Origin of the sequence: Clostridium sp. HBUAS56010 (genome assembly GCF_007115105.1) — a bacterium.
Classification (GTDB): domain Bacteria; phylum Bacillota; class Clostridia; order Lachnospirales; family Lachnospiraceae; genus Lacrimispora.
In genome coordinates this window covers 1-13,105 of record NZ_SULJ01000022.1, presented here as the reverse complement: position 1 = coordinate 13,105, position 13,105 = coordinate 1, and the positions used below count along the sequence as shown (strand labels likewise).

Genomic DNA, 13,105 nt, shown 5'->3' with positions numbered 1-13,105 from the left:
CACTGTGGTCAGTGTAAATATAGTGCAGGTTTACGAAGGTAAAGCATAGAACAGCAAAACTGAAATTTACCATAGAATCCGTGTTCAGTTAAAAAAAGAAAGGAACGTGAAAAGAAATGAGAGAATCGCAATCATACAGAAAACAACAGGATGTAAAGAATGATCGGAAGGTTAGAGAGATAATCTCTGGACTCCCGGAGTTCTGTCTTGACTTCTTTGTGGGAATTGAGCCAAGGACTTCTTCCAATACCAGATTGTCATATGCTTATGATGTGGTGCGATTTTTCTTATTTCTTGGAGAGACGCTTAATATAGAAGTAAAGGATATCACATTGCAACAGCTTGAAGGAATAAAAGTACAAGATTTTAGCGACTATATGTTATATTTAAAATCCGAATGGTCAAACAGTGAGAGAGGTATATCCAGAAAAATCAATGCATTGAAAAGTTTCTATCGGTATTTCTACCGGAGCCAGAGACTTGAAAAGAATGTGATGGATATTGTAGAAACTCCCAAGCTGCACGAGAAGCCAATTGTGTATCTTAAAAATAACGAAGCCGTTGACTTAATTAAAGGAGTCAAAGAGAACGTCCAGAGTGTACAGAAATGGCATACAGACAAGAATAATAACAGAGACATAGCAATTATCATGTTACTACTTGGAACCGGCATACGAGTGTCTGAATGCGTAGGATTGAATCTTCAGGACGTTGACCTTGATGAAAATAGAATTAACATTATTAGAAAGGGTGGAAAAGAATCACATATTTACTTTGGCGATGATGTTTGCGAAGTAATGCGTGTTTATATAGAAGAAAGAGAACAGTTTGAAAATGTCATAGATACAGATGCATTGTTTATTTCTCTTCATAGAAGAAGAATAAGCGTGAGAGCAGTTGAAAATCTTGTCAAGAAATATGCTTTAGATGCTACGGGTAAGAATATTGGCCCTCATAAGCTAAGAGCTACATTTGCAACGCATTTATATAAGGAGACAGGAGACATTTTTCTGGTGGCTGAAAATTTGGGACATTCAGATGTTAACACAACAAAGAAGCATTATGCTGCCATGGAAGATGAAAGAAAGAGGAATGCTAGGAATTTAGCTTGTTATGAGACAGAGAAACGGGAGGAAAAGTAAATGGATAATGGAATTAAGTTAGAACCGGGAGATATTATGAAATTAGATGATGAAAATGGGCATTACACATGGTATACTAATTTTAAAGATGCACTGGAACATGCTGGATATCAAACAATAAAGAAAGATGATGAGGTGGCGTAAATGGAAACATTATTAGGATTATTATTTATTATTGGAATGATTGTATATTATAAAGCAAAAACTGCACGTCCAAGATATGGAACTCAGGAATATCTTGATTGGAAATATAAAGATTATCCTGGCGGCGGAGAATACATGAAATCAGTTGAAAAACGTGCAATGGATTGTTCTTATGGACATCTGGATTTAACTCCATCTGAGAAGGCTGCTATTAAGAAACATGAAGGAAAATAAAATATCAGACATTGACAAGAGGACTAATTAATTTTTAGTCCTTTTTTCGTGCAATAAATTAAGGAGGAAACCATGGAAAATAGAAGCTGGAGTTATACAGTAGAAGACGTAATCAAAAGAATGAATAAAAATACATTATCTTTTGACTTCCCTATCCAAAGAGAATCAGGTCAATGGGATAAAGAGCAGAAGAGTTTGTTTATAGATACAATTTTAAATGGGTACTTGGTGCCAGAGGTTTACATTATTAAGGAAGGCACCGATGATTTTTGTCCTATGTCGGTTCTGGACGGCAAGCAGAGGCTTACCACAATTTACGATTATTACAATGATGGCTTTAAACTGTCTAAAGACTTAGATCCGATTACTGTCAATGACTTCAGTTTCGATGAAGAAAAAAACAGGATTGACAATATTAAAACTTATGAGGTTGCAAATAAATCTTTTTCTCAGTTAGACGATTCTCTGAAAGAGATTTTTAAAAGTTTCAAAATCAATGCAAAGTTACTGGCTGGTTATACAGATGAACAGGTAGAGGAACAATTTTACAGGTTAAACAATGGTAGTACCTTTACAAAGGCACAGAAGGCTACTGTTAAATTAGGCACAGAACTTGCCGGGAAGATTAAAGAGATTGAAGAGAATGACTTCTTTGTAAATCGTGCCTGTTTCACCAACTCGCAAAGAAAACGTGGAGAAATTACAAGCTGCATCTTGCAGACACTCATGTTGCTGACAGAATATCCATATAAGAATTTTGGTGCCAATGAAGTTCTTAAGTTTGCAGAACATTTCAATGAGAACCCTGACTTCAAACAGGTTGAATATTGCAAAGAATTATTTGACCAGTTATTTAGCATACTTCCATATAGCGAAGAAATTGATAAGCAGTTAAAGAAGATACATATTCCTATGTTAATTATGAATCTCGATGCTTTGGGCGCTTTAGACGAGGACAATGAAATCACAGAAGATCAGTATAAGGACTTCCTTAAAAGGTGGTTTGATGTGTTGAATGAGACTTCTGGATATATGGATTTTTGTGGTTCTGGTTCTACAAGTAAGTCCAAAGTTGAAGGTAGAGTATTCGCCATGGATAGAGAACTTAGGGAATATGCAATAAAAGTAACTGGAGGTAATGAAAGCAATGAAGACAATGAAGAAGAAGATAGCGGACTTGAAACCGCATCCTAAGAATGAAGAAATTTATGGATATGACGAAGATGTGTCTGTATTAGTAGAAAAAATACGCAGAAGCCACACTGTTCATACGATGGTGATTAATTCCCAAAACATCATTCTTGCCGGTCATATGAGGAGAAAAGCCTGTATTCAACTTGGTATTGAAGAAGTAGATGTTGAGGTGAGGGATTTTGCCACGCCAGAGGAAGAGATTGAATTCATCATTGATAATAATGCAACTAGAGAAAAGACGGTTGAACAGAAGTCCAGGGAAGCAAAGGCATTAAAAGAGGTAGAGGAGGTTCTTGCTAAAAAAAGGCAGGCAACGTCAACTGGAGGAGCAAAACCCCAGCTTGTGGCAGTTCCGCCACATGCTGTAGAACAGGTAGAACAAGGTAAATCTCGTGATATTACGGCTAAAAAAGTCGGTTTACGTTCTGGTAGAGAAGCAGATAGGGCAATAAAAACTATTTCAACAATCGATAAACTTCTCGACGAAGGCAGAACTGAAGAAGCTGATTTGATCCGAGCTGTCTTAAACAAGAGAAGTGTTTCTACCGCTGAGGAATTAGCAAAGAATATTGATAAGGTGGATATTCCTGAAGAGGACATTGAACTTATCAAACAAGGAAAGAAGAGTCCTTATTCATATATCGAAAAAGCTAAGAGAGAAGAAAAGGAACCAGAGGAGCCTAAACAGGATAACTCGCCACCAGTAGACCCAAATGAATTTCTAAAGGGAAAGACTACCAGAGAAATTATTGACAATTATGCTAACAATGGAGCGATTATTCAGCCTGGAACCAAAATAGAAAAAAGTAAGCTATTACAGAAGGTTGAAAGACATATTGATATTTTTTCAAGTGGCATGATTGAGTGCATGATGTACCAGAAGGAAATTCATCAGTTCACAGACAAGGATAAAGATGAACTGAGAATATGTTTCAATAAAATCATATCCGATTTAAACGGATACAAAAATTTATTTTTAGGAGGAAATTAAAATGGGAGTAACAGCGGTAAGAAAATTAGCAAAGAATATCGACATGATGATTAAGGCAGGAGACAACAGTCTAATTATTTATGACAAGATTGGATTTGACAAGGAATTTCCTAATATCTTCATTTGTTTTGGAAAGGTAGATATCAGGACATTAAAGAATACCAAATATCAGAGAAAAATTGATGAAGCAAGGGTGGATAATATCAAAAGAAATCCGTCTATGGTGAGATTAGATCCGATTACAATTGCAATTGACGACAATAGTGACAGGACAACGTGTGATGGGAATCATAGGGTTAATGGTGGATTATCGGGACTTGCGGAGGGTTATTGGGACGACCCGTTTGTCCCATGCAAAATCCTTTATAATGCAACAGAAGCCCAGTTATCATATTTATTTGCCACGCAGGACGAGAATAAACGGGCAATAGACAATCTTTCACAGTTAAAGGCGTTAATCATGGCAGAAGGAGAGAGTCGTGCTCAGTGGGCAGTTGATATGAACAGGATTGTTGAGGAAGAAGGATTAACGTTTGGGTTCGGAGATAACAAAAATAATAAGGTGGGTAAAATTGTAGCGATTACCGCCATTAGAAAAGCATTTCTTGACACTCTGAATGAATCTGATTTCCGAAGAGTATTACATATTATTTATGAGAGCTTTGAATGTGGCACAAGAAAAAATGCTTGTACTGGCAAAATCATTGATGGATTGACTACATTTTATGCTGAATTTGGAGATGAAATTGATGATAAACTTCTTATTAAAAAGTTGAAGAAATATTCTCCAGATATGCTCATTGAGGAATTCAAGCGGTATTATACAACTTTGGATAGTAAGCGACAGTATTTAAAACCATTTACCGATATTTACAATAAGGGAAAATCTAAAGTGGACAAGCTTGAATATATGTAAATTGTTGAGGTGCGTGGTCGTTTGGCTATGCACCTAATTTTAAATATTAAAGGAGAAAATATCAATGATTAAAAGTAAACGCTTTAAAAACAATAGTGAAATAACTGCATATAACAACGATAGAATTATCAAATTCAGAGATATGAATAAAAGTAATACAGTTGAAATTCCTATGGAGAAGATCAAGCTACTATATCAAGTTCATATTGACGGACTGAAACGGCATGATATTTCAAAGACTAACGCATATTACAGAATTAATAATGTGCCGGTTACTGGAACAATAATTGTTCATCCTGACGTAGAAGATCCCGGCAATTTTAATTTGCTTACAGGCTGGCATTATTACGTTATCGCTGATTCTATCGGACAGGAAACTATTAATGCCATTATGATTAATTGTGACAGAAAATCATTCAAAAAGATGATTGGTTGTGTTAGACCGTACAATTATGTAAAAACAGATGACTTGAAAGTGCCTGAAATCTACGCTAGAAGCACCGTATCAGAGCAGAAGCTAAATAGCATCAAGGAATATGCGGAACGCTACCATCAGCCTATTAAGCCTATTATCGTGGACGTAGACAATAGTATCCTTGATGGATATGCTCAATACATATATAATAAGGAAACGAATGTGAGAATGAGCCAGGTGCTTAGATCGCAGAAGAAATTAGAAAGTTTCGTTGGCAAGTAAAATACATATCTGATATAATAGAGGCAATGGAATGGGTCTGTTGCTTCTATTATATAGAAGGGAATGAATTATGGGAAACTACAGATGGGAAAAATCTGAGGATTTGACTTGCGAAGTTGATTTGTATATAGGAGATGAGCATATGGCATGGATAGAGAAAAGAAATGGTCGTTATTATGCTCAATGTTATTTGAAAAACGGGATAGAAGGTAGGGTTATTGTATTAGATAATAGATTTTTGGGAGCCAGATCGTTAGAAGATGCAAAAAGAGAAGTAATAAATAAAATCAGAAGCTATCTTAGCAATAAAATAAATGAATACAAGTCCATTAGGTCAGATCTTGAAAATAGAACATCTTGTAAAGCATATAAATGGAATAATTCTGACTATTCGATTCCAGAAAAAGATAAATGGGTTGTGGTTTTGGATAATAAAGGAGTTGAGCATAATCGTCATATCTGGAACGGAATTTGTTTTTACCAGTTTACAGAATATGACGATGAAGGGTGTAGCGATGGGTATCCCAGTAATGTTTGCATTAGATATTGGAGATACGATAATACGTTGAAGCCAATGTGAAGTCAGAATCACAAGTAAACCTAGATTTTATGAGAAGAGGTGTACATGGAAGATATGAACAATGCTGTTTGGGTACGAGATCAGCTCGTAGATTTGATAGAGTGCTACAAAAAGAAGTCTGATGCCACATACGATTCAGATGGAGCATATTTAATTTATGAGCAAATAATTTCTGATTTAGAAGAAATATTATTTAATAAATTACCATGAATTCGACATTTAATGAAGGTCTTACATATGAAGTGGTACATAAAATGGAAAAAATATAAAAAGATTATCCAAACTAGTTGACACCTTAAAAATAATATGTTATAGTTATCACAACAAAGAGATAATACAAACTACTTGGAGGGCGAAACAAATGACTGAACAAAAAATAATCGATGATAATGCGATAACTAAAGCATATTTTATTTATAATACTGAAAAAGAGGTATCTTTTAGGTATCAGAACACCAAAATTAGATGTGGAGAAATTAGGATGGCTTATCTACCGGAAGTGGAAGTCCCTGACTGTGATGAGTTAATTCCGCTTGGTCAGATTGGTAAATACATGAGTAATCCTCTTACAAGAAAAAAGCGTAGCCATAAGCAGCAGAACATTAGACCTGTATTGATTGTGTCCAATAATGCCAATAACAATGCACCAGAAGGCAACATTCACATTATACCATTTACATCAAAAGAGAAGAAATATCTCCCTACGCACACATACTTTAAAGCTGGTCAATTTGGATTAAAAGAAGACTCTATTTTACTTGCGGAATGCGAAGATCTAATACCATCTTGCTATATTTATGACAAAATCGGATATATTGATGATGTTGACATTTTGGATCGAATACAATACACTATGGATGTGCAAAATGGTATTAAATCAATGATTACCAAAATAAAAAGCGAGAGGAATAAAAATGGACTCAAAAAAGATATTAGAAGAGTTTGCTACAACTGAGCCAGAATCCGCAAAAGCAATTGGTGGCACCCATATATTACAATATGAAAGCGAGTATGGAACAAATCTGGTTAGTTTTACAGATGAAATGCTTTTTGATTTTTTTCTTATAAAGAAAAGGTATTATAGACCATTGCATATATCTAAGTTGGTTGGTCAATTTGGTCAATTTTACGAATATTGCATTTCTCAAGGATATATTGAATTTAATCCATTCAATCAAAGCTTATTGTTTACAAGAGATTATATCATCAATAAAATAGCAAGCCTTGGAAATGTTGAATTGTATTCAAGAGAATATGTCATAAATAAATGTAAAATGATGGGATATAACGTGCCATATTATACATCTATCGCATTACTTCTGTATGATGGGATTAAAAATCAAAAAGAGTTGGCAAGTCTTAAATATAGTGATGTTGACTTTTATAACAAGACGGTCAATACAAATGGATTCGAACTTTCTTTGAAAGATGATACAATTGCTGCAATTAGTGATATGTATGACATGAGTTCATTTAATGTGCTACTTCGCAGCAAGGAAACAAAATGGGATTTTTATGATAGGAATGGATTTTTAATAAGGCAGACTGTCAGCCCTAGAACAGATGCCCCCGCTGATGATATAGAACAACACAAAAAAGTTATATCACGTAAATTTAATGCCTTGTGTATTAGCCCCATTTTTTTATCTGATTCGAGCATTATTTTTAGATTAATAGACGAGATAGGAAAAGATACCTTATTAAGCATTTTAAGTAGTAGCAACAGAACAGACTACCGACAGCAGGATATAAATTTGATGAAAACAGCCCTAGGTAAACTTAATATAACGACACCTGTTAAAAATCTTTTATTCGATTATAAAGTTTATGCTCCATTGATTAAACATAATAAGATTCTGTAACGAATTTAAACGTCATTTTATTTTGGCGTTTAAATAATAGGAGCACAAAAAGATAATCTAAACCATAGGAGGAATATAGTGGCAATTATTGAGGAGTTAATAAGTCAACACGTAGGAAATAATATTATTATCCAAACCGGAAATGAGAAGAATCGAAAACTGATTAATTTGGCAGGCTATAGTATCATATCAAATCTTAATAATGTTATTGTAATTGGTGATAAATTTCATCATGTAAAAATAGATTTAACCCATGCCTTGCTTCTTAGAAATCAATTAGATTTATGTGGGTTGGATTTGTGGTTTGATGGAATTGATTATACATATAGACTATACATTACAAAAGAAATAGTGGGATGTGAACCCATTTAAATGCGTATTTTATTAGAAAATAGGAGGAGTGAAAAATGGGGTATTACGGTAATAATGTAGAGCCAGAAAAGAAAATAGTAAAAATAAAGATTGAATTTGAAGCCATACCTATTAGACATATGGCTGTGCAATGCCCAGATTGCAAAAACTGGTTCCATAGGAATGATATTTACAAAGATGGCTGTAGCTATAAGCATGATATTTTTTGGAACGAATGTGAATGCCCAAAATGCGGAAGCCGGTTCGTAGTATCGGAGAACAGTGATTTAGGAAGTGCTAATTTCCCTGAATTTTATAAAGAATGTCTACAGAAGAAAGAGGTGTGGGAATAAAATGGATTTAGAAAAGAAAGCCAGAGGTGGAGCATTCGAATTAATCTTGTCTGTATGTGCTGGTGCAAGAAAATACCCGGCTACAACGGAGATGGATCTTGGATATAACAATGCGTTGGGAGATGTTTTTGATTACATTATTAAGCATGAATCAGATTACTTAATGCCAGGGACAGCTAGAAATGGATTATGGAAAAGAGATGAGGAAGACGATGTTTGATATAAAACAATTACCAGAATTAAATTCTGATTGTTTTACATATGAAATTTACGAAAGTGGTGGATATAGATTACTCGGATGCATTTGAACTAACAAATGTAATGAGGTGTGTTAGAAAATATGCAGTTGGATACTGTGATAGCAGTAGAGTCAGATTAAGACCTAAGACAGACAGTTACGTTGTGATGTTTGAAAAAGATAGAGAAAGATTCTGGTTTCATATTCAAAAATGGGAATTTGAAACTGAGGAATTTTAAGTAAACTCGTGTTTCATTGTAAGGGAAAGGAGAAAATATGAAGGTGTATGAATTGATTACTGCACTAATGGAATTACCAGCAGGAATGACAGTGAGAATTGGTGGACTTGTAAGCGACGAAGAGTTAAAGAACGCAAAAAAATAGATGACACAGAAGAGGAAGGTGGTATTTATAATCATTACTCTGAAGCCTTGGAGATTGATTCTTCTGATGATACAAATGTAGCAACTATTAGCTATTAGGGTAAAATCTTTGTTTTATCGAATTGAAAGGAGAAAATATTTGGAGACGACGCTACTCGGTAAAAATAATGATTATGTGGGATTGGTATTTAGCACATTGGATATTGCATTAGGTGTTTCATTCAGTACTTTTGATAAAGGGGAGCACTTGTTGACGTTTGATTTATTTGTATTTCACATTTGTATCTATATTCGTAGGAGGGTCTATGGGAATTGATATAATTTCGGTGTCCAATCCACCAAAGGAGGAAATACAGTTGTCGTGGAGAGATGTATTTGATACAAAGAAGTTTTTCGGACATTATGACAAAGTTAGAAAAATTGCAAAAGATGTTGGATATACGATGTTTGCATTTAATGGAAGAGTATATCATGTAAACGATTCGGAAATGAAAGAAATTTGCAGCGTGGAAGAATTGAGGTAGAGACTATGAATTTAAAAGAAGAAAAGAGAGATCTATTTTCTGTTTCCGAAGATTATTATTTGGCTCATTGTATTGGTGCCGATTTTGGAATGGGTAAGGGCATTGTGGTAGAATTTAATAAGCGATTTAATATGAAGCATATTCTACAAAGATCATATCCGGATTATTTGAATCAATGGACTCACACTCAGAGAATCGGAGATTGCATTTTACAAGGAAGAGTGTTCAATCTGATAACCAAAGAAAGATATTATCAGAAACCAACATATAGATCTCTTGCCAATGCCTTAATCGAAATGAGGGACTTATGCTGCAAGTATCATATTGATAAAATAGCTATGCCAAAAATTGGTTGCGGACTGGATCGTTTAAAATGGGATCAGGTAAAAGGACTTATAGATGACATTTTTCGAGGTTGCGATATTGAAATTTTAGTCTGTGAGTTATGATAAACTCATTATTTGGTAAGGAGATAAAAAATATGGATGTTACTGAAGTGAAAAATCAAACAGATAGGATTAACGAGGTATTAAATGGCGTAGATTGTATTTTAGATAATACATGTATTTTGGATTTTGAAAAGATGAAGATATATGAACTACGTAATGCTCCATTCGTAGAAGTCTTAAATACATATAATCGTAAAAATGGTTACAAAATGATTAAAATTGGGAAGGGAGATAAACGTGATTAAAAGGATTATGAGGTTTGATAAACAGGATTGGAAACACTGTACGGGGCTATTTAAAACTATGATTAATAGGTTTTGGCTATGTGAATTTGAAGAATCATATGAAGCATGGTTGTTCTTGAAATTACATTTGACACATGACCATACAAGATTAAATTAGAATTTCCTGAAGGAAGTAACAAGTATGGATGATGAAGAGTTGTTTGTCTATGGAAAGCCGAATTTAACACATTGCCCTTTCTGCGGAAAGCTTGTAGAAGTTCAAGGAGGCCCAGAAGAGTGGAAACCAACATTCTTTGACCCGGACAGTGGTGGCGACCCGTATTATGTAGATTGTAATTGCGGATTACACTTTTCTATTGGGTGCTGCGAGATTGATGAATTTATAAAAGCATGGAACCATAGGTGCGAACTGATCTTGTGTGATTATTGCGCACACCTGGGAGAAGATGTGAATATATGCTTAGGGTGCAATAACAGGTCGCATTTTAAGCGGTAAAACTGAAATTTTAAGGAGGTAATCATGTATACATTAACAGATTTTATTAAGGATTTTGATAACGACAATAAAGTTAAAAAATCCATATCAAATTGTATCACCCAAAACATGAATAAGGATATTGCATTGGAGGTGTTATCTCAGGACTTAGAGGAAAAACTGTATGAATGGATAGAGTATAACGATGACTTGGATATTGATGATGGCAGTAATGTCAGAAGAGATTTCAAAAAAGCAATTGTAGATATTCTATCAGAATATTTTGAACTATAAATATTAAACGAAATTTACATTACAAGGAAAGGATAATTTTATTGAGAAAGTTGAGGTAAAATGAAAAAGGAATTTAAACGGATTATAGATAAATTAAACAAGATTCCGACAGAGGGGCTTGTTGGGACATATGGGGATCATGAATTGGTACGTGGCGTAATTGACAGTTGTATTGAAATCGTAGAACAAATTGCTTCTGAATGTTCTAATGATTGGATTTCGTGTTCAAAGTCCATGCCAGAGGATATTCTTACATATAATAGAAACACTTTCAATCCAGTAATTAACGTACTTGTTACTACAGAGAACGGTAAGGTTACAAAATTACAAAGAATTGGAAACAAGGGATATGATGGAGAACATGAATTAACATGGTATTGGGGTAGAATTCATGGAGGAATAAAAGCATGGCAGTCGTTACCAGAAGGGTATAAGGGTGAGTAAATGAAAAGAGAAAACTGGACTGTTACAGAAACTTCTACTAGACCTGCCGGTGAACCAGACAGATGTTTTTACTGCGGTAGATTATTAGGAGAACAGCATAAAGATGATTGTGTAATAAAGTCAAAAACGGTGGTTGTTGATTTTACGGTGAGAACTGTATTATCTGTTCCTGAAAGTTGGGATGAAAACCAGATTAATTATCACTATAATGATGGGACTTGGTGTGCTGACAATTTATTAAACGAATTGGATAATAGGAACAATATGACCCAACGCTGTTTATGTGACATTACATCTGCTAAGTTTGTTAAAGAAGCTGATGAGAAGGAAGAACTCGCGTATGGAGTAACCTTTGTAAAAGAATTAGAAAGTTGAGGTGAGTAGATGAGAATAAAAAATATAGAGGTAAAATTCAGGATTCCGGTTCCAATCAATGAACCAGATGGAAATGGTGTTCCGTATGATATAAATGCAATTAAAGAAGCCTGTAAAGATGCAAACGAAAGACCTATAGAAATTGTAAAAGATGACGGAGAGCATGTTTGTATTGGCGTAGCAAGTAAAGTTTGCTTTATAGAGAGAGATAGTTGCATTGAGGTAGGCGGCGTTATATGGCATGGTGGGACTTGTGAGCAGGTCGATATCGTGGATAAGATTGTAAAAGGTATGACAATTACATCTTTTGGATTATGTGGGAAGGAGTAGAAGATGAGACTGTTTCGGCTACCATGTACTATAGGAGATAAGGTATATGTTCTTGCTGAATGCGAACATATATCAGATCAACTTGATGGAACGCTTTACGAAGCCGATGGGAGTCCTGGTACTGCAACTGGATATTACTGTCCTTATGAAGACAACTGCCCATTCGATACAGGTGATTTTGATAGCTGCGAAACCTATAAGGGGAATACGGCAGTATTTGAAGATACTGTGAGCCAAATTATGATTGATGAGTGCGGAGTACATATATTTGCCGAAAATTGTTGTGTGTTAGGTAAAATGGGACGTGATGTATTTTTAAGCCAGAAAGAAGCCGAAGAAGCATTGCGAAGTAAATAGCCGACAAAATCGGAAATTGATGAGGAAAGGAGTTGATTCACAATGACATTTAACAGCATAGACAGAGCATTTTTAGATGGTGATATTATTGTTAAGGTAGAAGATACAAAGGAAGCCAGATATCTTATAGGTATTGCATTAATCTCTGGGAAAGAGACTGAATTCACTGATCCATGGGATTATGATGATTATCCATATTTTGTTATAGAAAAAGATGAACTTGTTGCATATGTCGAAGTTCCGAATAAAGAACATTTGACATTGGTAACTTACAATGATTTTCTAAATAATAATGATGAAGATAGTATTAAAAAGACAGATAGAGGAAGTTTGGTCGCCAACTCTACCTGTCAGTAGCAACACACGGATAAACCGAAGTGTTATTTCTTATAATAACATTTCTATTGGCTTAATTCAAGCCGGTTATCCATTGATTTTAGAGACAAGAAACTACATAAATTTGTGACAAAATGTTTATTTTATGCTGAAGCTGTAAGAGTAGCTAACTTACGGCATATATGAAGAAA

At 34.7% G+C, this 13,105-nt stretch carries 24 protein-coding genes; all 24 read left to right on the top strand.

Annotation, left to right across the window (positions count from 1 at the left end; translation table 11 throughout):
• Positions 1–116: 116 nt before the first annotated feature.
• The gene (locus FAY33_RS18370) at positions 117–1,142 is read left to right on the top strand and encodes a tyrosine-type recombinase/integrase (protein WP_143322761.1); all 1,026 of its coding nucleotides are present in this window, start codon (positions 117–119) and stop codon (positions 1,140–1,142) included.
• Positions 1,143–1,286 carry a hypothetical protein gene (locus FAY33_RS19665; protein ID WP_185967709.1) on the top strand — a complete coding sequence of 48 codons (144 nt, stop codon included), beginning with the start codon at positions 1,143–1,145 and terminating at the stop codon, positions 1,284–1,286.
• Entirely contained in the window at positions 1,287–1,520 is a 234-nt protein-coding gene (locus FAY33_RS18365; protein ID WP_143322758.1) for a hypothetical protein, read from the top strand. It abuts the gene before it with no gap.
• A 72-nt stretch (positions 1,521–1,592) separates the two neighbouring features.
• Positions 1,593–2,714, top strand: a complete 1,122-nt coding sequence (locus FAY33_RS18360) for a DUF262 domain-containing protein (RefSeq protein ID WP_143322756.1) — start codon at positions 1,593–1,595, stop codon at positions 2,712–2,714.
• A complete protein-coding gene (locus tag FAY33_RS18355) occupies positions 2,668–3,705 on the top strand; it encodes a ParB/RepB/Spo0J family partition protein (RefSeq protein WP_143322754.1) in 1,038 nt (345 codons plus the stop codon). Before FAY33_RS18360 ends, FAY33_RS18355 begins: the two co-directional genes overlap by 47 nt.
• Position 3,706: 1 nt before the next feature.
• Complete coding sequence (locus FAY33_RS18350; RefSeq protein WP_143322753.1) at positions 3,707–4,621, top strand: DUF6551 family protein; 915 nt, start codon at positions 3,707–3,709, stop codon at positions 4,619–4,621.
• 64 nt (positions 4,622–4,685) lie between these two features.
• Positions 4,686–5,318 carry a hypothetical protein gene (locus FAY33_RS18345; RefSeq protein WP_143322751.1) on the top strand — a complete coding sequence of 211 codons (633 nt, stop codon included), beginning with the start codon at positions 4,686–4,688 and terminating at the stop codon, positions 5,316–5,318.
• A 70-nt stretch (positions 5,319–5,388) separates the two neighbouring features.
• Positions 5,389–5,898 carry a hypothetical protein gene (locus FAY33_RS18340; RefSeq protein WP_143322749.1) on the top strand — a complete coding sequence of 170 codons (510 nt, stop codon included), beginning with the start codon at positions 5,389–5,391 and terminating at the stop codon, positions 5,896–5,898.
• 45 nt (positions 5,899–5,943) lie between these two features.
• Positions 5,944–6,108, top strand: a complete 165-nt coding sequence (locus tag FAY33_RS19660) for a hypothetical protein (protein WP_185967708.1) — start codon at positions 5,944–5,946, stop codon at positions 6,106–6,108.
• Positions 6,109–6,259: 151 nt separating this feature from the next.
• Positions 6,260–6,853 (top strand): type II toxin-antitoxin system PemK/MazF family toxin, encoded by a 594-nt coding sequence (locus FAY33_RS18335; protein WP_143322747.1) that lies wholly within the window; start codon positions 6,260–6,262, stop codon positions 6,851–6,853.
• Positions 6,813–7,760, top strand: a complete 948-nt coding sequence (locus FAY33_RS18330) for a hypothetical protein (protein WP_143322744.1) — start codon at positions 6,813–6,815, stop codon at positions 7,758–7,760. Before FAY33_RS18335 ends, FAY33_RS18330 begins: the two co-directional genes overlap by 41 nt.
• Before the next feature lie 78 nt (positions 7,761–7,838).
• The gene (locus FAY33_RS18325) at positions 7,839–8,132 is read left to right on the top strand and encodes a hypothetical protein (protein WP_143322742.1); all 294 of its coding nucleotides are present in this window, start codon (positions 7,839–7,841) and stop codon (positions 8,130–8,132) included.
• A gap of 35 nt (positions 8,133–8,167) precedes the next feature.
• Complete coding sequence (locus FAY33_RS18320) at positions 8,168–8,464, top strand: hypothetical protein (protein WP_143322740.1); 297 nt, start codon at positions 8,168–8,170, stop codon at positions 8,462–8,464.
• Between the two features lies 1 nt (position 8,465).
• Positions 8,466–8,684, top strand: coding sequence for a hypothetical protein (locus FAY33_RS18315; protein ID WP_143322738.1), 219 nt, complete (start codon positions 8,466–8,468; stop codon positions 8,682–8,684).
• 706 nt (positions 8,685–9,390) lie between these two features.
• The gene (locus tag FAY33_RS18310) at positions 9,391–9,609 is read left to right on the top strand and encodes a hypothetical protein (protein WP_143322736.1); all 219 of its coding nucleotides are present in this window, start codon (positions 9,391–9,393) and stop codon (positions 9,607–9,609) included.
• 5 nt (positions 9,610–9,614) lie between these two features.
• Positions 9,615–10,058 (top strand): macro domain-containing protein, encoded by a 444-nt coding sequence (locus tag FAY33_RS18305; protein ID WP_143322734.1) that lies wholly within the window; start codon positions 9,615–9,617, stop codon positions 10,056–10,058.
• 32 nt (positions 10,059–10,090) lie between these two features.
• Positions 10,091–10,303: a hypothetical protein gene (locus tag FAY33_RS18300; protein ID WP_143322732.1), complete on the top strand. Its 213-nt coding sequence runs from the start codon at positions 10,091–10,093 to the stop codon at positions 10,301–10,303.
• 181 nt (positions 10,304–10,484) lie between these two features.
• A complete protein-coding gene (locus FAY33_RS18295) occupies positions 10,485–10,799 on the top strand; it encodes a hypothetical protein (protein ID WP_143322730.1) in 315 nt (104 codons plus the stop codon).
• Between the two features lie 24 nt (positions 10,800–10,823).
• On the top strand, positions 10,824–11,072 hold the full coding sequence (locus tag FAY33_RS18290) for a hypothetical protein (RefSeq protein ID WP_143322728.1): 249 nt from the start codon (positions 10,824–10,826) through the stop codon (positions 11,070–11,072).
• 60 nt (positions 11,073–11,132) lie between these two features.
• Positions 11,133–11,516 (top strand): DUF551 domain-containing protein, encoded by a 384-nt coding sequence (locus FAY33_RS18285; RefSeq protein WP_143322726.1) that lies wholly within the window; start codon positions 11,133–11,135, stop codon positions 11,514–11,516.
• Positions 11,517–11,891 (top strand): hypothetical protein, encoded by a 375-nt coding sequence (locus FAY33_RS18280; protein ID WP_143322725.1) that lies wholly within the window; start codon positions 11,517–11,519, stop codon positions 11,889–11,891.
• Between the two features lie 9 nt (positions 11,892–11,900).
• A complete protein-coding gene (locus FAY33_RS18275) occupies positions 11,901–12,221 on the top strand; it encodes a hypothetical protein (protein ID WP_143322723.1) in 321 nt (106 codons plus the stop codon).
• A gap of 3 nt (positions 12,222–12,224) precedes the next feature.
• Positions 12,225–12,578, top strand: a complete 354-nt coding sequence (locus tag FAY33_RS18270; RefSeq protein ID WP_143322721.1) for a hypothetical protein — start codon at positions 12,225–12,227, stop codon at positions 12,576–12,578.
• A 42-nt stretch (positions 12,579–12,620) separates the two neighbouring features.
• Positions 12,621–12,935, top strand: coding sequence for a hypothetical protein (locus FAY33_RS18265; protein WP_143322719.1), 315 nt, complete (start codon positions 12,621–12,623; stop codon positions 12,933–12,935).
• Positions 12,936–13,105: the final 170 nt, after the last annotated feature.